Origin of the sequence: Marinobacter nauticus ATCC 49840 (genome assembly GCF_000284615.1) — a bacterium.
In the GTDB taxonomy this organism is placed as follows: domain Bacteria; phylum Pseudomonadota; class Gammaproteobacteria; order Pseudomonadales; family Oleiphilaceae; genus Marinobacter; species Marinobacter nauticus.
In genome coordinates this window covers 425081-444215 of sequence record NC_017067.1, presented here as the reverse complement: position 1 = coordinate 444215, position 19135 = coordinate 425081, and the positions used below count along the sequence as shown (strand labels likewise).

The following is a 19135-nucleotide window of genomic DNA, read 5'->3' as shown; positions in this document are numbered from 1 at the left end:
TGATGAATGAATCGTGGCAAAACCTGTAAAAAAATAAAAGCACAGGCAGTGAACACGCTGCCAGCCCGAGCGAGGCACCCGAGCTGTGAAAGAGTTTCTGATTCAACGCTACCGGCCCGATCCGACGGGCCCCGTTATCCGGCCCACCCTGCTTCGGGTGGATGACGACGGCCGGATCATCCAGGCTGATCGCCATGCAGAAACCATGTTTGGCTACGACATCAGCGATCTGACCGGGCAGAAAGTCCAGCATATTCTGGCTTCCCGCCAGGACGATCCCTTCGCCCCCGCCCACCGACACCGGCTAGACAATGGCCAGACAGTGCTGGTGACGTTCCGCCACAAGGATGGCTTTTTCTTTACTGCCCTGCTCGGGCTGCGAATGGAGATCCGGGATTCAGACCAGGCCGCTACCGCCTCGATTACCCTCAGGGACAGCGATGCCATGGATAGCCGGATTCAACGACTGGCGGAGCAGAATGCCGGCTTTGGTCTCTGGGAACTGGACATGCCCAGCAACGAAATCAGCTGGTCCGAGGGCATGTATCGCCTGTTGGAGCTCAAACCCGGCAGCGAACTGACGCCTGAACAGGCGCTGTTTTACTGCCAGACAGGCCAGAACCGGGTACGAGCGATGTTCAGGCGCTGCATCCGCACCGGCCAGCCCTTCAGCATGGACCTGACCATTCTCACCAGCCGGCAACGGCCACAACGGGTTACTCTGGCGGGCCGTGCTCTGAAGAACGGCGGCCGGGTGCAAAAACTCGGCGGCGTGATGGTCAACCACAGCGAGGCGATGGTCCACGATCTGGAAAAACAACAGGCTCAGCAGATTCTTCAAGCCACGACCGCCGCATCCTCTGATCTTGTGGTGGCCATCGACACCGAGTTCAGGCTGCTGCATTTCAACACCCCCTGGTGCCAGCAGTTTCAACACGCCTTTGACCTGACGCCAAAGACCGGAGACAACCTGCGCAGCCTTCTGAAGGACTTCCCCAATGAGCGGAGACTGATCGAACGGCTATGGCAACGGGCCTTCGACCGTGAGCATTTTGTGGCAGAAATGCCCCTGAACCGCCAGGGAGAGGGACTGCCGATTTACGAGTTTCACTTCCAGAGCATCCGCGGAGACCGGGGTGAGGTCACCGGGGCCGTTCATGTTGCACGGGATATCAGCAACCGGATCCAGCACACCAGCAACAGCGATTACCGCATGCGACACGATCCGGTCACCGGGCTGATGAATCGCCGTTCCTTCATCGAACACCTGGAACGGGCCATGGGCCATCGCCACAAACGCCAGAGCACCGACGGCCTGCTGTTTCTGGACCTGGACAACTTCGAACAGTTCAACGAGGACGCTGGCAGCGGCACCTGCGACCGCTACCTGCGGGAACTGGCCGCCATGCTCGGGCTGCGCGTACGACAGCGTGATGCCCTGGCACGACTGGCCGGCGATACCTTTGCGCTGTTCATCGAGAATTGCCCGGAACCCAGAGCGAGAAAGATCGCCGAGGAAATCCGCGAACAGATTGCCCAGTTCAAGTTTGAATGGCAGGGGCAAACGCTGCAGACCAGCACCAGCGGTGGTCTGCTGATTCTGGACAGTGAGTTGCCAGAGCGGGCCGACACGCTGCTCACACAGGCTGCAGACCTGTGCCATACCGCCAAGACCTCAGGCCGGAACCGGATCCACACTGCCCATGCGCTACCGGATGCCGCCGGCGATACCGGCACAGACAAGCAGATGGAACAGCTGCGCCAGGCTCTGGACCAGCATCGACTGATCCTTGAGTTCCAGGCCCTGAAGCCGGTGGCGAGTGTGACCTGGGGCGACCATATTGAAATACTGTGCCGCATTCCCGGCCAGGAGCCGGACGACACCACCCTCCTGCCTGGACAGTTCCTGCCCCTGGCCGAGCGCTTTGACCTGGCCAAACGGCTGGACCGTCAGGTCATTCGTCAGACTCTGGACTGGCTGGGGCAGCACCGACTCCTGGAACCAAGGCTGAAATACTGCGGCTTCAACCTGTCTCTGGCCTCGGTACTGGATGACACCTTTTCCGATTTCATGGAACAGCTACTGGCACCCTCACCGTTCCGGGCGGAGTGCTTCTGCCTGGAGATCCGGGAAGCCCATGCCACCCAGTATCCGGACGAAGTGGCCGTGCTCTGCGATGCCCTGCATCGAATCGGTTGCCGAGTGGCGTTGGAGGGCGCTGGCGCCTCGGTGGAAAGCTACAGCCTGGCCGCCCACCTGCCGGTGGATATCATCAAACTGGATAGACGGGTGATGGATCATCTGGAGGACGATCCGGTTCAGCAAGTGATGGTGGATGCCCTGCATCGTATTGCAGAAGCCGCAGGCAAGGAGACCGTTGCCACCTTTATAGAGAGCGACGAAACCCTGAGAAAGGTCCGTACCCTGGGCATTCATTTTGGCCAGGGTTACCGGTTATCAAGGCCCCGACCGCTGGCGGAGCTGAAGCCGGTAGGGGTTGAGCTGAGTACGGGCTGGATCGGCGGCTAAGTTATGTTGAGGGCAGACTTCATTCTACCCCGACCTCACACTGGATCACTTCAGAACCGCTTCCGCGGCTGCTTACCAGCCCTCCGTCGGGATTCCGTGTTCCCTGAGGTAATCGCCGTTCCTTTCGAGATAGCCTTTTGTGCGTTCCGTGAACCGGGAAGGGTCACCCGGCAACTCCGTGGCCTGCATGCGCATCACCTCGATCTCGTTGCCAATCTGGTTCGAAATCCAGACCACCACGGTACCGCCGGGCGCCAGGCCAATGGTCAGGAGGTTCCGGGGGCCTGAGCGCACATCAACCTGCGTAACATAGGTTGCCGGCTCCCGCATTCGGTCCAGCAGGTCTTCCGGCACCTGAATGATCTTGGTGTAATATTTCTGCTCCGCGTAGGAAAACCAGTTGACCAGAATCAGTTCCGGAAAGGGGTCAGCTCTGCCCCCAGGCCCGGTTGGGCCACGGGCCCCCTTCCAGCAGCACCCCACCGTGCCTATCGGCTGGCGCCAGCTCCGCTCACCCGACTTCTCCAGGAACATATCAGTCACCCACACTTCGTAGTGCTGTGGCGCCGCTATCCTGACCATCCAAAGAGTGTCGTCCGCCTTCGACCACGCCGAACAGCCGCTGCCCAACAGGGCGATGGCCATGACTCCCATGGCCAGTATTTTCTGAATCATTAGTCGCCCTCTGTCTGTGGATACACCAGGCGCTCGCCTGAAGGTGCTGGTGCATTGGGATGAAACCCCTGCAACTTCGCAGGCAAGCCCGCCACCATGGTCTCAATAGCGTTGTAGTGCGCCGAGTAATGGATATAGCGCTGGAGCAACAAGTTCTCATGTTCCGTGGTCAGTGAGGGGGCGTCATTCCCTTGTACAACCTGTTCCAGAATTTGTTGAAGGATGGGTTCAAGTTCACCCTGTATCAACACGGTCTCATCAGTGGGATCAACTTCTCTCAGTGGCACTTCCTGTTCTACCGCCAATCGGTGCATCAACCGAAGAGGCACCCGTGAATACTCCCCCCGCACCTGGCGCAGCATCCGCAACACCAGTTCTACCCGGCCATCCTGGGCCGGGTGCTCGTGGCGCAGGGTGACAATGTCCAGCCGGGCTGGCCCTTCCGGGCCCTGGTCTTTCGGCCATGCCTGCAATTGCTCGGATTGCCGTACCGGCAGATTATATGGGCCAATCCAGCCTGCCGCCTCTATCTGTTGCCGCTTGGCCTCCAGGTTATCCCATTGGAGGGTTTGGTCCGGCCTGCTCAGCCGGTCGCGAGGCACCTGTAACCTGAGGCTTAACAGCACGTCCTCTCGCTGGCTGTCGCCGTAGCCACCGCCAATATCGGAATGAACACCCGGCAGGGAAATTTCCCGGAAGTTGGCCGGCAAGCTGCCGTCGCGGCTTCGCAGACTGTTCAGAGCAAAGTTCCTGCGGTGCTCATGGGCCGCGGTCAGGTGCACCGCCTGGCCCACCTTGCCTGGATCCAGGTACAACTCCACCGGGTGGTTGCGGTTGTTATGGGCCAACGCATCACCAGCAGCGAGGTTAACGATGGCGGCCACGGAGTCGAACAGCCCCACGAAGCGAACTTCTACCGTCTTCGGCCAGAGGATACCGCTGTCAGCCAGCATCTGGGCCAGCAGACCATTCTCCCCCTGATTTATCTCGTGTGCAGTATGGCGGCCAGCCGCCGCGCCCCGGCTGAAGCCGAACAGGTCCAACGTAAGTTTGTCGATGGGTTTGTCCAGACGGTCGGCGGGCAGGTTCTGCAAGACTTCTTTCACCCGCAAGGCCAGTTGCGAGAAAGCATAGTCCACCTGTGCGATAACGCCGGCCTCCCCCATGCCGGTGGCTGCGCTATACATCACATCATCCTCGCCAGTCTTGGTGCCAGCCCCAGGAGCATAAATTTTACGCCGGTAGGTGCTGGTACCCTCCTCCTCTTTTTCGTCTTCGACGTACAAATCCCACAGCTTCGCCACATTGCTGGCCGCATTGGCGTAACTGTCGCCCAACATCAGGCCCATCCGCCGCTCACACTCTTCCCGGCCGATGGTGTTATTTTCGTAGGGAATCAGGCACTCCTGCTCCAGCTGCTCAACGAAGGCCCGGGTATTGGCGGCGTTGTTCATGGTGCCATCGGTAAACAGGCCCACTTCCAGGTGTATCTTTGGGGCGGGTGCCTGAGAGGAGTCTGCCTTAGCGTCTTCGGTTGCGGATGCTGCAGACATCAACACGGGAGCCACCAGTGCGGAAGCCCCTAAGGGCAGGCTCAGCCGATGGTCATCCACGCTACCTTGAGCCGCCCGCTCCCGGCGCTGACTCTGCCGGTAGTTCATTGAGAACATGTTCACTTCCAGCGACCCGACACCCCACGATTCGGATTGGCGCAACTGCTCGCAGGTGATGCCACAGTTGTTCAGCTCTGCTACTGCACACTCAATCTCAGATGGAACGTTCAGCCAACTGCCCTCTATCCGCCACTGGCCACCGGCAGGCAGACTGTTGTCTGGCCGCCAGGTCACCATCGGCGAGAAAGGCTTATTCCACTCCGAACAGACCAGCATCAACTCGCCGTCTCTGACCGCCCGATGGACAGTTTCCGCTAGGTTCCGTCGGTCACCAGAGCCATACCTGAACAGCGATTGCATGCTTGAACGAAGATGGTTGTCCTGCTCAACCAGGAGGCGGGCCCTGTCGGCAGCAAAAAAAGGAGTTTCAACAAAGGGAATGTCGAGGACCTTCAATTCTGAAGGCCTGACCAGTTTCACAAAGCTCATCGTCAGCGTCCTTGTTGACGGTAGCAAGCAGGTAAAGTTAGCCGGACAATCCTAGCCGATATTGTGTATTTATGACAAAACCGCACCTTACGGTTTTGTCATAAACTTTTTTTCTAAACTGCCACGCCCATGACAGCCAATCGACTATGCCAGATTTTTCCGAGCGCGGGCCACCGCTGCACGTACCTGGTTTGGCGCAGTTCCACCCAGATGATCACGGGCCTGCACGGAACCTTCCAGGGTCAGCACGTCGAACACATCTTCGCCGATCACATCGGAGAACTGTTGAAGTTCCTCCAGCGTCATGTCTGACAGGTCACGACCTTCGGCGACACCGAAAGCAACTGACTTGCCGACAATCTCATGGGCATCACGGAACGGCACGCCTTTCTTGACCAGGTAATCAGCCAGATCCGTGGCGGTGGAGAAGCCCCGCTTGGCGGCTACCCGCATGTTGTCGGCCTTGGCCCTGATGGCCGGGATCATGTCGGCGTAGGCCTTCAGGCAGCCCTTGATGGTATCGACCGTGTCGAACAGCGGCTCTTTGTCTTCCTGATTGTCCTTGTTGTAGGCCAGCGGCTGGCTCTTCATCAGGGTCAGCAGGCTGATCAGATGGCCGTTTACCCGGCCGGTCTTGCCACGCACCAGCTCGGGTACATCCGGGTTTTTCTTCTGGGGCATGATCGAGGAACCGGTGCAGAACCGGTCCGGCAGGTCGATGAAATCGAACTGGGCGGAGGTCCAGAGCACCAACTCTTCACTGAACCGGGACAGGTGGGTCATCAGCAGCGCGGCGAAACTGCAGAATTCAATGGCGAAATCCCGGTCGGAGACCGAATCCAGGCTGTTTTCAGTGGGCCGGTCAAAGCCCAGCAGTTCGGCGGTCAGATTGCGGTCAATCGGGTAAGTGGTGCCGGCCAGGGCAGCGGCCCCCAGAGGCATCACGTTCACCCGCTTGCGGCAATCCTGCAGACGATCGGCATCGCGCACCAGCATTTCGTACCAGGCCAGCAAATGGTGGCCAAAGGTAACCGGCTGGGCGGTCTGCAGGTGGGTAAAGCCGGGCATAATGGTGTCTGCCTCGCGCTCGGCCAGGTCCAGCAAGCCAGCCTGCAGGCGCGCCAGTTCCTCGGCAATCACGTCGATTTCATCGCGCAGGTACAGCCGGATATCGGTGGCGACCTGATCATTCCGGCTGCGGCCGGTATGCAGTTTCTTGCCAGTGATGCCGATGCGATCGGTGAGCCGGGCTTCGATGTTCATGTGCACATCTTCCAGGCTGACGGACCATTCGAAGCGCCCGGCTTCGATGTCTTCCTTCACGCCCTTCAGGCCGTCGATGATCTGGTCGCGCTCGGCGTCCGTCAGCACACCCACCTTCGCCAACATGGTGGCATGGGCGATGGAGCCGGTAATATCATGATGATACAGGCGCTGGTCGAAGCCCACCGAGGCGGTGAAGCGTTCAACAAAGGCATCGGTAGGCTCGCTGAAGCGGCCACCCCAGGGTTTTTCGGAGGATGTGGTCTGGTCAGACTTTTTCTGATCCGTCATGGTCTATCTTTCCTGCTGACAGCCCGGCATCATCATGCCGGCAATGGATAAGTTAAAAGTTGCGGCAGTATAGCATTCCGGCCCCGGTTAAGGAGACTCCCCTGAAACCCGACAAAGGCATGAACCACAAGGACACCGACAGCTTCTACGTGCCCGATCTGTGTCGCGTGCGGGCTGTGTTCATGCTACTGATTACCAGCGAACTTCTGGTTCTGGTGCTGGCCATCCTGCAGGCACAGAACAGCTGGATCGACTGGAACTACTTCGGTCTGCTGTCCCTGTTCGTGCAATGGACCACCCTCACCAGCGCCGCACTGATCTGTCTGTTGCGCCCCCGCCTGGCTCGTTTGAGCAACAGCCGCGCCACACTGACCATCGTCACCATTGTCTTGCTGGACGTACTGGCATTCAGCCTGTTTGCCGAAAGCGTATTGCACCCGCAGCCAGGCGTGGCACTCTGGCACGGCATTGCCAAAAAGCTGTTACTGGCATTGCTGATCGTCCTGATGGTGCTGCGTTATTTTTACCTTCAGCACCAGTGGCAGCAACAGCGAGAGGCGGAAATGCAGGCCCGGCTGACCTCCTTGCAGGCCCGGATCCAGCCACACTTTCTGTTTAACAGCATGAACACCATTGCCAGCCTGATTGCCTCCAATCCGGAGCAGGCGGAAGAAGCGGTGCTGGATCTGTCGGAACTGTTCCGGGCCAGCCTGCGCACCGACGACCAGCTCATTCCCCTGAACCGTGAGCTGGAACTGTGCCAGCGTTACCTGGCGATTGAGTCTCTGAGACTGGGGGAACGCCTGCAGCTGGAGTGGGATATTCAACCCGGGCTTGGGCAACAGGTAATACCACCCCTGACACTGCAGCCGCTGGTGGAAAATGCCATCTATCACGGCATCCAGCCGCGGCCGAAAGGCGGTGTCGTCCGGGTCGAAGTATCGGCCAAGGATCACTTTGTCTACCTTCTGGTGCAGAATCCCGCGCCGGAATCTACGGAACGCCAGCACCAGGGCAACCGCGTTGCCCTGAGTAACACCCAGGCCAGACTACAGGCACTGTTTGGCGAACCGGCCGTGCTCAAACACAGCCGCCAGGGCAATACCTACACCGTCACTCTTCGCCTGCCCCGGCGCAGCATCAATACCAGCAACCGTCAGTCACGAAACAGGCCATGAATATCGAAGACAGCAAACGCGTACTGATTGCCGATGACGAACCTCTCGCCCGCCAGCGCATTCAGCGCCTGCTGGAAGCCCTGCCGGATTACCGGGTTTGTGGCGAAGCGGTGGATGGCAACGACACCTTGCGCAAAGTGGCCGAACTGGAACCGGACATCCTGCTGCTGGACATCCGCATGCCCGGCATGGATGGCATGGAGGCAGCCGACCAGCTCAGCAAGCTCCAGAATCCGCCCGCAGTGATTTTTTGCACCGCCTATGACCACTATGCCATCCAGGCGTTCGAGGTTCGCGCCGTCGCCTATCTGCTCAAACCGGTCCGGCGTGAGGCGCTGGCCGATGCCCTGGCCCGGGCCGGCAAGCTGAACCGGGTACAGAGGCAAGCCCTGGCGCAAAGTACCGATGCCGGTAACGACCAACTGGCGGTGCGCACGCACCGAGGTACCGAACTGATCGACCTGGCAGATCTGTACTACTGTGAGGCCGACCAGAAGTACGTGACCCTGCACCACAGCCACGGCGAGACAGTGTGCGACTACACCCTGAAAGAACTGGAGCAGGCTTACCCGGATCACCTTCTGCGCATCCACCGACACACACTGGTTGGCGTGCGCTTTATCCAGGGGCTGCGGCGGTCGTCCGATGGCCAGAATCAGCTGGCACTGAAAGGCAATGCCACCCTGCTGCCGGTCAGCCGCCGCCATGCCAGTACGGTCCGCCAATGGTTACACGAACACCAACCCTCCCCCTGAGGGGGTAGGCGGGGGTTCACCGCGGGACTTTTTTTCTGCCACAAGGTAACCTTGGGGCACATTTTCCCGAACGACAGTGAGTGACATGTCCAAACGTACCCTTCGCATTGCAACCCGCAGCAGCGCACTGGCGCTGTGGCAGGCGGAATTCATCAAGGCCGAGCTGGAAAGGCTGCATGACAACGTTGACGTTGAACTGATCAAGATAAAGACCCAGGGCGACAAGATCCTGGACGTCCCCCTGGCCAAGATCGGCGGCAAGGGCCTGTTCGTGAAGGAACTCGAAGAAGCCATGCTGGACGGCCGTGCCGATCTGGCCGTGCATTCCATGAAAGACGTGCCCATGGAATTCCCCGAGGGCCTGGGGCTGGTCGCCATTTGCGAGCGCGAAGACCCCACCGATGCCTTCGTCAGCAACCAGTATGAACACATCGACCAGCTGCCTGAGGGCGCGGTAGTAGGCACCGCCAGCCTGCGTCGGGAAGCCCAGCTGCGGGCCAACCGCCCGGATCTTCAGATCAAGGTACTGCGTGGCAACGTGAATACCCGGTTGGCGAAACTGGATGCCGGTGAATACGACGCCATTGTGCTGGCCAGCTCCGGCCTGAAGCGTCTCGGCTTCCACGACCGTATCCGTTACTGTCTGCCAGACACGTTTTCCCTGCCAGCCGTTGGCCAGGGTGCTTTGGGCATCGAATGCCGGGTCGGTGACACGGAACTTCTGGAGCTGATTGCCCCGCTCAATCACACCGACACCTGGGACCGCGTCAGCGCTGAGCGGGCGCTGAACCGTCGCCTTGAAGGCGGTTGCCAGGTACCCATTGCCGCCTATGCCCTGCTGGAAGACGATAACACCCTGTGGCTGCGGGGCCTGGTTGGCGCAGTCGATGGCACCCAGATTTTCCGGGTGGAAGGCCGTGCCCCGCGCGCCGAAGGTGAACGCCTGGGCCGTGAACTGGCAGAACAGCTGCTGTCCATGGGGGCCGACAAGGTGCTGGCTGAAATCTATGGCCACACCCCACGCTGAGTTTCAGCAACCGTCTGAACTCCAGGGCCGGCGTGTATTGATCTGCCGGCCCGAGCCCGAAGCCAGCCGCCTCGCCGAGGCCTTTCGCAAGGCCGGTGCCGATGCCCGGGTGATGCCGATGATGGCGCGCGAGCCTTTACCGGAAACACCGGAGCAGCGCGGCATCCTGCAGCAGCTGGACAACTTTTCCCACATCATCGCGGTCAGCCCCTATGCCGCCCGCCGGCTGATGGAGGAAATCGACCACTGGTGGCCTCAACTTCCCGCCGGCCTGCAATGGTACGGCGTGGGAGCCGGCACCGCCGCGGTTTTTCGCGAACATGGCCTGAAACCGAGAATGCCTGCCGAAGGCTGGACCAGCGAGGCGTTGCTGGCGCTGCCATCACTGCAGAGCATTGACGGAGAGAAAGTGCTGCTGGCTCGGGGCGAGCATGGCCGGGAACTGATTCGTGAGACCCTGGCGCAACGGGGCGCACGGATTACCGCCCTGCCCCTGTACCGGCGCGTGCTGCCGTACTATTCTGCAAAACAGGTGAAGGCTCTGGTTGCCGACTTCCACCCCGAGGTGGTGATTGCGCTTTCCGGCGAAACCCTGAACAATCTGGTGGAGCTGGGCCACAGATACCAATTGGCTCTGACGCCCGACATAATCGTAGTACCTGCGGAGCGTGTGGCGGAACAGGCGCGCGCGCTGGGCTTCCGCAAGCCACTGGTGCCCGGTAGCCTGAACGATGACGACCTGGTCATCAGTGTTGCTTCCTGCCTGTCGCAGGAGGCCGGTGACAACGGATAACCAAGTAAGGATGCCCGTGACTGAAACAACAAAACAACTCCCCGCTCCCGTACAACCCGCCAGGCCAGAACGCCCACGCTTGTGGCCTGTGTGGATTGTGGCGGCTCTGGCGCTGATTCTGGCGGTTGCCCTTGGGCTCTGGAACTGGCAACAGTGGCAGAAGCACCAGGCCACCCTGCAGGTGGTTCAGGACCTCCGGCAGGATACCAACCAGTTGGAAAGCCTTTACGGCAACCGCGGCAGCGAACAGAGCGAGCGGCTTCAGGCACTGGAAAGCAGGCTGGCGGAACAGCGGGAGCTGATTGCCACCCAGCAACGCCAGATCGATCACAACGCCCGCGAATTGCTGGAAGCCGGCAACCGCACCCGCACCGACTGGCTGCTGGCGGAAGCCGAATATCTGCTGCGCATTGCCAACCAGCGCCTGCTGATTGAAAAAGACATCCGCGGTTCACTGTCCGCCCTGGAATCGGCCGACGAGGTGTTGCGGGAATCCGACGATATCGGGGTTTATCCGGTGCGCCAGCAACTGGCACGGGAAATCCAGTCCTTGAGAGGCATTCAGGGTGTCGACCGCACCGGGCTATACCTGAGACTGGAGGCGGCCATCGCCAGCGTCAACGATCTCACCGACCAGGCCCTGATCAGTGATCAGGCGCCGGGATTCGATATGGTCGAAGACCAGAATGCGCCGTCTGACGGCAGCAACATGTTCACCAGAGGCTGGAACCGGTTCCTGGGCACCCTCAAGGAAGTCGTTGTGATCCGCCGGATGGACGAACCGGTAAAACCCCTGTTGTCTCCGGACCAGAGCGCCTGGGCCCGTCTCAACCTGCAACTGATGCTGGAAGAAGCTGAAATGGCGGTCTTGCGGGGCAATCAGCCACTGTATGAACGCGCTCTGAACAAGGCCATCACCACCATCAACGACTGGTATGACGGCACCAACCCGGCCATTCGCGGGCTCAACGAGACCCTGAACGAACTGGCCGAGCGCAACGTAGACCCCGAACTGCCGGATATCAGCCAGTCCCTGAGCCTGCTGAAGGAGCGGTTGGCGGGGCGCCTGGCCACAGGCGACAACGATGCCGACAGCAAGGCGGCCAACGGGGGCGATGAGTCATGATCCGCGTATTGCTGATCCTGCTGCTTGCCCTTCTGGTGGGCACCGGGCTTTCCCTGGGGTTGACCTACGATCTCGGCTATATCCGCATCAGCCTGGGCAACTACCTGATTGAAACCAATTTCTGGGTCGGGTTGGGGCTGATTCTGGTGATCATCCTGCTGACCGTCACCCTCATCAACACGGTGCGCCGCTTCCGCCACGGCACCGGTGTGATGGCTGGTTGGATTGCCCGCGGTAATGAGCGCCGGGCCCGGCGCCGGACCACACGAGGCCTCCTGGCTCTGGCCGAAGGCAACTGGCCCCGCGCCCGTAAGCTACTGTCCAGCTCTGCAAGCCATGCCGACACCCCCCTGATCAACTATCTCGCGGCGGCCCAGGCCGCGTTCGAGTCCGGCGACCATGAAGCGGTCGATGAACTGCTGCGCAAGGCCTTTGAAAGCACTCCTGGCTCCAGCATGGCAGTGGGGTTGACCCAGGCCCAGCTGCAACTGGCCGGCAACCGGCCCGAGCAGGCTTTGGCGACCCTGCTGCGCCTACGCAAGGAATCCCCACATCACCCGTTTGTCCTCAAGCTGCTGAAGAACGCCTATCTGCGCCTGGAGGACTGGCGCGAGCTATCCCGTCTTATTCCGGAACTGCGCAAGCGCAACGTGGTGCCAGAGAGCGAACTTAACGAGCTGGAACGTCAGGTCTGGCAAAACCTGCTGGAACAGGCCGCCGAGGAATGCCAACGCAGCCGCAAGGAAAACCCCGAAGCCAGCCTGGAACCGCTGACTCGCCTGTGGGACGAACTGCCGGGCTTTGTGCGCCGGGATGAGTACACCATCCGAGACTACGCCCGACTGCTGGCGGGACTGGGTGATGAGGCCCAGGCGGAAACGCTGCTTAGAAAGGTACTGCGTAACCACTGGAGCGATGAGCTGATCAACCTGTATGGCCGGATTCAGGGCCAGGATCCGGAGGAACAGCTATTGATTGCAGAGCAGTGGCTGAAACATCGCACCAACAACCCCGAGCTGTTGCTGGCATTGGGCCGGCTCAGCCTGCGTAATGAGCTGTGGGGAAAAGCACGGGAGTACTTTGAAACCAGTCTGAAACTGCGCCGTAATCGTGAAACCCTCGCGGAGCTGAGCCGGCTGAATGCCCATATGGGCGAGGAAGAAGCCAGCATCAAGCTGCTGATGCAGGGGCTGGAAACCGACCACGGCCTGCCCGACCTGCCCATGCCCCGGGCCTGAGACTTCGCAGCCTTTGGCTCAGACAAACAAAAGGGCCGGCAAATTGCCGGCCCTTTTTAATAGCGCCCACTGAAGTTGTCAGCTGCGGGGAGCGTACTCCAGAACATCCGAGAAAAAGGCCCTCTCCGGAAGGCCAGCCTCCACCAGCGCATCCATCAGGGTATACACCATGGTGGGCGAGCCACTGGCATGAACTTCCACGTCCTGCCAATCGAACCCTGAAGCCAGCACAGCTCTGACCAGTTGGTCGTGGTGACCGCCCCAGTCATTGTCTTCATCGTCTCCCACCACCGGCAAAAAGCTGAACGGCGCCCACTCCTCCTGCCACTGCTGTGCGAGAGAACGCAGGTACATGTCCTCGTGCTTGCGCACGCCCCAGAACAGTTTGACTGGCTTCTGGTAACGGGTTTCCCGCAGGTAATCCACCAGGCTTTTCATCTGGGCAAAACCGGTACCTGCCGCCACCAGCAGCAGAGGTTTGTCCGGCATACTGGCCAGGCAGGCCTTGCCATGGGGCAGTTCCACCGTCACATCCTGACCGGAAGTCAGCGCATCGATGACTTTCTGGGCCGAGACCCAGTCGGGCGAAGCCTGGATGTGCAGTTCGATCTGCTCTGCTGAGGGGCTGCTGGCAATCGAGAAATAGCAGGGGTCAGCTCCGGGCAGAATCACCGACAGATACTGCCCGGCATGGAAAGCCACATCCCTCCGCCGGGGTAGCTGCAAGGCCACCCGGTACACATCGTGACTGATGGAACGTACGTCGATTACCTTCGCCTGGTACTGGCGGGGCTGGTAATTTCCTGATGCCATAACGGCGGGTATCTCCAGTTCAAGGTCGGCGAGCGGCCGTGTCCGACACATCATCAGTGGCTCGCCAACCGCGATAGAATGTTGATTTCGGGTATTCAGCGCCCGACCTTTCAGCAACCGGGCCTCACAGATTTCGCACACGCCGTTTCGGCAGGCTGCCGGCACCCGTATTCCGGCTGCGGCCGCTGCAGACAACAGGTCTTCAGCCTGATCCGCACCGTAACCAAGCCCCGATGGCTGCAGGCGTATCCGAAACACTCTCTGCCCCCTGTCAGTCGGGGCGGGCACCGGGAATTTCAATCCCCAGGCTGTCCCAGATGTCATCCACCCGCTGTTTAACCTCGTCGGTCATGGCGATGGCAGTGCCCCACTCCCGGTCGGTCTCTCCGGGCCACTTGTTGGTGGCGTCCATCCCCATCTTTGAGCCGAGCCCAGACACCGGCGAGGCAAAGTCCAGATAATCAATCGGGGTGTTTTCCACCAGGGTGGTGTCCCGGGCCGGATCCATCCGCGTAGTAATGGCCCAGATCACGTCTTCCCAGTTACGGGCATTGACGTCGTCATCGGTGACAATCACAAACTTGGTGTACATGAATTGCCGCAGGAATGACCATACCCCCATCATCACCCGCTTGGCATGGCCGGGATACTGCTTCTTCATGGTGACTACGGCAAGCCGGTAGGAACAGCCTTCCGGAGGCAGATAGAAATCGACAATTTCCGGGAACTGCTTCTGCAGGATTGGAATGAACACCTCGTTCAGCGCCACTCCGAGAATCGCCGGCTCGTCCGGTGGACGGCCAGTGTAGGTGCTGTGATAGATTGGATCCCGGCGGTGGGTAATGCGCTCCACGGTAAACACCGGGAACTGATCCACTTCGTTGTAATACCCGGTGTGATCACCAAACGGCCCTTCCGGCGCCATATCGTCCGGGTAGATAAAGCCTTCCAGTACAATCTCGGCACTGGCCGGTACCTGAAGATCGCTCAGGCCCGCATTCACCAGCTCCGTTCGACTCCCTCGCAGCAATCCTGCAAAAGCATATTCAGACAGCGTATCCGGCACCGGAGTAACGGCACCCAGAATGGTGGCCGGATCAGCACCCAGTGCGACCGCAACCGGATAGGGCTTGTCCGGGTTGACCTTACGGAACTCCTGGTAATCCAGGGCGCCACCCCGATGGCTGAGCCAGCGCATAATCAGACGATTACGACCAATCACCTGCTGCCGGTAGATACCCAGGTTCTGACGTTCCTTGTTGGGGCCACGGGTAATCACCAGCGGCCAGGTCACCAGAGGACCGGCGTCACCCGGCCAGCAGTGCTGGACCGGGATCTGGTACAGATCCACCTTGTCTTTTTCAATCACTACATCCTGGCAGGGTGCCGAGCGCAACACCTTGGGGCTCATGCGCATGACCTGCCGGAACAATGGCAGTTTTTCGATGGCGTCCTTGAAGCCCTTGGGGGGGTCCGGCTCTTTCAGAAACGCCAGCAGCTTGCCAATCTCCCGCAACGCAGCCACATCGTCCTGCCCCATGCCCAGTGCCACCCGTTTCGGTGTTCCGAACAGGTTGGCCAACACCGGCATATCGTAGCCTTTCGGATTCTCGAACAACAACGCCGGACCACCGGCACGCAGGGTGCGGTCGCAGATTTCGGTCATTTCCAGGTGGGGGTCAACTTCGGCGGTAATGCGCTTGAGCTCACCCAGCTTTTCCAGCTGGCTGACAAAGTCCCGAAGGTCGTTGTATTTCATGGTGTGCTCCGTTTCTGGTCTACGGTACTACGGAGTTTTTTCTGGTCTGGATTCAGACCTGAGTTCAGGTATTGGCCTGAGCAGCTTGAATGCTGGGGAGGGAATCCGCCCCGACCAGCCGGACATTCCATAAGAACGCCCGCCGGTCGGGAACCGGAGTCAGTATCACCGACGCTTCATGGACTGGAAGAACTCGTCGTTGGTCTTGGTGTCCTTGAGCTTGTCCAGCAGGAACTCGATGGCGGCGGTATCGTCGTCCATGGAGTGCAGCAATTTGCGCAGAATCCAAACACGCTGGATGTCGGCTTCGGACATCAACAGGTCTTCGCGGCGAGTGCCGGAGCTACGAATGTTGATGGCCGGGTACACCCGCTTCTCTGCAATCCGTCGGTCCAGATGCACCTCCATGTTACCGGTGCCCTTGAACTCCTCGTAGATCACTTCGTCCATTTTGGAACCGGTGTTCACCAGCGCCGTGGCGAGAATGGTCAGGCTTCCGCCTTCTTCCACGTTACGGGCAGCACCAAAGAAACGCTTGGGCTTTTCCAGCGCGTGAGCATCAACACCGCCGGTCAGTACCTTGCCGGAGGACGGAATCACCGTGTTGTAGGCCCGGGCCAGACGCGTGATGGAGTCCAACAGAATGACCACATCTTTCTTGTGCTCGACCAGGCGCTTGGCCTTCTCGATCACCATCTCGGCCACCTGGACGTGACGGGCGGGCGGCTCGTCAAAGGTGGAGGCCACCACTTCGCCGCGCACGGTACGCTGCATTTCAGTCACTTCTTCCGGGCGCTCATCAATCAGCAGCACCATCAGGTGGCATTCCGGGTTATTGCGGGTAATCGACTGGGCGATACCCTGCATCAGCAGCGTTTTACCAGCCTTGGGCGGGGATACGATCAGCCCCCGCTGGCCTTTACCTATCGGCGCTACCAGATCCAGAACCCGGGATGAGAGATCCTCGGTGCTGCCGTTACCGGCTTCCAGCATCAACCGTTCCTGAGGGAACAGCGGTGTCAGGTTCTCGAACAGAATCTTGTTGCGGGCGTTGTCCGGCTTGTCAAAGTTGATCTCGTTGACTTTCAGCAGGGCAAAATAACGTTCGCCGTCTTTCGGAGGACGGATCTTGCCCGCGATGGTGTCGCCGGTACGCAGGTTGAACCGGCGAATCTGGCTGGGGGAAACGTAAATATCGTCCGGCCCGGCCAGGTATGAGGCATCGGCGGAGCGGAGGAAGCCGAAACCATCCTGCAGAATCTCCAGTACACCGTCACCGTAAATGTCTTCGCCGCTTTTGGCGTGTTTTTTCAGGATGGTGAAGATCACATCCTGTTTGCGCGAACGAGCCAGGTTGTCGAGGCCCATTTCTTGCGCGATATCGAGCAATTCGGGCACGGATTTCTGCTTGAGTTCAGTAAGATTCATAGTTTGTTGGATTTTCAGGAATGGAAGTAAACGACTGTTGGAATGACAGGGGCGCCCCTGAACGTGTTGATCGAATCAAAAATGAAACAAAGGTGCTGGCAGATGGAGCAACCGGTGTAGATGGAAGCCGGATATTAAATGCCGAAGCCAGAGAGTGGGAACAACTGTTCGCCGGGCAACGGCATCATCGGCCACCTTTAGCGCGAATGTCAAGCCCCTGAATAAAATTAAGCCAGTTTTTGGCATGGGGTTCACTGGTTCTGGAGCTCCCTCTGATGGGTTACTCCCTTCCCAACCACGCAGCAGATCAGGATACTGAGCCTATGATTGATGACAGACTTCCGGAGCCTACCCCATGAGCAGTGATCGCACCAGCGAACTGAAGCCCCTGAACATCGCCCTTCTGACCGTCTCGGACACCCGAGGCCCGGATGAAGACACGTCTGGCCAGTTTCTCGAGGACAGCGTTGTCGAGGCCGGTCACCGGCTTGTGGCCCGCCGCATCCTGCCGGATGACATCTACCTGGTCCGGGCCCTGATGTCACAATGGATTGCCGATCCGGAGATTCACGCCGTCATCATTACCGGCGGCACCGGCTTCCACGAACGTGACAGTACGCCGGAGGCGGTAGCGCCCCTGCTGGATAAAACCATCGACGGATTTGGTGAGGAGTTCCGGCGACTGTCCGCGTCTGAAATCGGCACCTCCACCATCCAGTCCCGGGCCTTTGGCGGCCTGGCCAACCATACGGTTATTTTCTGCCTGCCCGGCTCAACCGGGGCTTGCCGAACCGGCTGGAACGGCATTCTGGCAACCCAGCTGGACAGTCGCCATGGCCCCTGTAATTTCTCTGCTCTGGCCCTGCGCAAGCCGGACCGCCCCTACCAGCGGGTTCAGGAAGTGATTGGCCAGCGTGCCGAGCGGTAATCAGGAGGACACATGGTGGCTAACAATCTGACATCGGTTGACGATGCACTGCAACATATTCTTGACCGGGCGCCGGCCATCACCCGGACCGAAGCCGTTGCTCTGACGGACAGCCTCGGCCGGATTCTGGCAGAGAACCAGTATGTTCCCGCGGATGTACCGCCGGCAGATAACAGCGCCGTGGACGGCTACGCGGTATGTCTGGCCGATGTCGCCGCGGGCAGACCGATGTCCGTATCCGCCCGAATCCCGGCCGGCGTTGCCCCCGGAACACTGGCACCCGGCACAGCGGCACGGATTTTTACCGGCTCCGAGATTCCCGAAGGGGCCGATGCGGTCGTGATGCAGGAACGGGTGGAACGCACCGACGACATGATTCTGATCCAGGCCGAGGTTTCAGAGGGCCAGAACATTCGCAGGCAGGGCCAGGATCTTGCCCGGGGCGATCTGGCGCTGGCGAAGGGCAAGCGCATTCGCCCCCAGGAAATGGGCCTGCTGGCCTCCATGGGAATCAGCCAGGTTCCGGTCATGGGCCGGCTAAGAGTCGCGGTATTGACCACCGGTGATGAACTGGTGGAGCCGGGCCAGCCACTTGATTCTGGCCAGATATACAACACCAACCGATTTACCCTCATGGGCCTGTTGGCCGAGGCTGGCTGCGAGCTGGTTCTGTGCGAAACCCTTGAAGATACCCGGGAAGCCACCCGCAGCACGCTCGAGTCTGCTGCTGCCAAGGCCGACCTGATCATCACCAGCGGCGGCGTATCGGTCGGCGAGGAGGACCACGTTCGCGCGGTACTGGAGGAATCCGGCAAGCTGTCACTTTGGCGCATGGCAATCAAGCCCGGCAAACCACTGGCGTTTGGCGAAGTGGCAGGCATACCGGTACTCGGTTTGCCGGGCAATCCGGCAGCGGTCCTGGTCACTTTTCTGGTGGTAGCGATGCCTTACATTCGCAAACGCCAGGGCCGGCAGGACCTCCTTCCCGTGGGCGAATATCTGCCCGCGGGGTTTGACGTAACCTCCACATCTGTCCGCCGCGAGTTTGTACGGGCCCGGAAGCAGGGTTCAGCAGCGGGTCTGGAGGTTGTCGCCTATCCCAACCAGAGCTCCGGCGTACTGAGTTCCGCCTGCTGGGGCGACGGCCTGGCTGTAGTGCCGGAACATACGGCGATCCGCGCCGGCGATTTGATTACATACTATCCGTTCACCGAATTACTGAGTTAATG

The 19135-nt window shown here is 59.9% G+C and carries 15 protein-coding genes; 9 read left to right on the top strand and 6 right to left on the bottom strand.

What is annotated here, in order from left to right; genetic code table 11:
• Nucleotides 1-85 precede the first annotated feature (85 nt).
• Nucleotides 86-2530 carry an EAL domain-containing protein gene (locus tag MARHY_RS01960; RefSeq protein WP_014420358.1) on the top strand — a complete coding sequence of 815 codons (2445 nt, stop codon included), beginning with the start codon at nucleotides 86-88 and terminating at the stop codon, nucleotides 2528-2530.
• A 72-nt stretch (nucleotides 2531-2602) separates the two neighbouring features.
• On the opposite strand, the gene MARHY_RS01955 is transcribed toward MARHY_RS01960, so the two are convergent.
• From MARHY_RS01955 to argH, 3 genes are all read right to left on the bottom strand, one after another.
• A complete protein-coding gene (locus MARHY_RS01955) occupies nucleotides 2603-3205 on the bottom strand; it encodes a DUF2931 family protein (protein ID WP_014420357.1) in 603 nt (200 codons plus the stop codon).
• Nucleotides 3205-5307, bottom strand: coding sequence for a T6SS phospholipase effector Tle1-like catalytic domain-containing protein (locus MARHY_RS01950; protein WP_041654505.1), 2103 nt, complete (start codon nucleotides 5305-5307; stop codon nucleotides 3205-3207). Before MARHY_RS01950 ends, MARHY_RS01955 begins: the two co-directional genes overlap by 1 nt.
• A 144-nt stretch (nucleotides 5308-5451) precedes the next feature.
• Nucleotides 5452-6861: an argininosuccinate lyase gene (gene argH / locus MARHY_RS01945; protein ID WP_014420355.1), complete on the bottom strand. Its 1410-nt coding sequence runs from the start codon at nucleotides 6859-6861 to the stop codon at nucleotides 5452-5454.
• A 119-nt stretch (nucleotides 6862-6980) separates the two neighbouring features.
• Here argH and MARHY_RS01940 point away from each other — a divergent pair, with 119 nt between their 5' ends.
• The 6 genes from MARHY_RS01940 (at nucleotide 6981) to MARHY_RS01915 (ending at nucleotide 12978) form a co-directional block, all read left to right on the top strand.
• Nucleotides 6981-8039 carry a sensor histidine kinase gene (locus tag MARHY_RS01940; protein WP_041654504.1) on the top strand — a complete coding sequence of 353 codons (1059 nt, stop codon included), beginning with the start codon at nucleotides 6981-6983 and terminating at the stop codon, nucleotides 8037-8039.
• Nucleotides 8036-8794: a LytR/AlgR family response regulator transcription factor gene (locus MARHY_RS01935; RefSeq protein ID WP_014420353.1), complete on the top strand. Its 759-nt coding sequence runs from the start codon at nucleotides 8036-8038 to the stop codon at nucleotides 8792-8794. The genes MARHY_RS01940 and MARHY_RS01935 overlap by 4 nt, the downstream gene beginning before the upstream one ends.
• 85 nt (nucleotides 8795-8879) lie before the next feature.
• Nucleotides 8880-9821, top strand: coding sequence for a hydroxymethylbilane synthase (gene hemC, locus MARHY_RS01930; protein ID WP_022992125.1), 942 nt, complete (start codon nucleotides 8880-8882; stop codon nucleotides 9819-9821).
• Nucleotides 9802-10614: a uroporphyrinogen-III synthase gene (locus tag MARHY_RS01925; protein ID WP_041654503.1), complete on the top strand. Its 813-nt coding sequence runs from the start codon at nucleotides 9802-9804 to the stop codon at nucleotides 10612-10614. The genes hemC and MARHY_RS01925 overlap by 20 nt, the downstream gene beginning before the upstream one ends.
• 10 nt (nucleotides 10615-10624) lie before the next feature.
• Entirely contained in the window at nucleotides 10625-11740 is a 1116-nt protein-coding gene (locus MARHY_RS01920) for a uroporphyrinogen-III C-methyltransferase (RefSeq protein WP_226374381.1), read from the top strand.
• Entirely contained in the window at nucleotides 11737-12978 is a 1242-nt protein-coding gene (locus MARHY_RS01915; RefSeq protein ID WP_014420349.1) for a heme biosynthesis HemY N-terminal domain-containing protein, read from the top strand. The genes MARHY_RS01920 and MARHY_RS01915 overlap by 4 nt, the downstream gene beginning before the upstream one ends.
• A gap of 78 nt (nucleotides 12979-13056) precedes the next feature.
• On the opposite strand, the gene MARHY_RS01910 is transcribed toward MARHY_RS01915, so the two are convergent.
• The 3 genes from MARHY_RS01910 to rho form a co-directional block, all read right to left on the bottom strand.
• A complete protein-coding gene (locus MARHY_RS01910; protein ID WP_014420348.1) occupies nucleotides 13057-14049 on the bottom strand; it encodes a CDP-6-deoxy-delta-3,4-glucoseen reductase in 993 nt (330 codons plus the stop codon).
• 13 nt (nucleotides 14050-14062) lie between these two features.
• Nucleotides 14063-15550 carry a 4-hydroxy-3-polyprenylbenzoate decarboxylase gene (gene ubiD / locus MARHY_RS01905; protein WP_014420347.1) on the bottom strand — a complete coding sequence of 496 codons (1488 nt, stop codon included), beginning with the start codon at nucleotides 15548-15550 and terminating at the stop codon, nucleotides 14063-14065.
• 165 nt (nucleotides 15551-15715) lie between these two features.
• Nucleotides 15716-16978, bottom strand: coding sequence for a transcription termination factor Rho (gene rho, locus MARHY_RS01900; RefSeq protein ID WP_014420346.1), 1263 nt, complete (start codon nucleotides 16976-16978; stop codon nucleotides 15716-15718).
• 355 nt (nucleotides 16979-17333) lie between these two features.
• Between rho and moaB the strand changes: the two genes are divergently transcribed.
• Nucleotides 17334-17906, top strand: coding sequence for a molybdenum cofactor biosynthesis protein B (moaB, locus tag MARHY_RS01895; RefSeq protein ID WP_014420345.1), 573 nt, complete (start codon nucleotides 17334-17336; stop codon nucleotides 17904-17906).
• Between the two features lie 12 nt (nucleotides 17907-17918).
• Nucleotides 17919-19133 (top strand): molybdopterin molybdotransferase MoeA, encoded by a 1215-nt coding sequence (locus MARHY_RS01890; RefSeq protein WP_014420344.1) that lies wholly within the window; start codon nucleotides 17919-17921, stop codon nucleotides 19131-19133.
• Nucleotides 19134-19135: the final 2 nt, after the last annotated feature.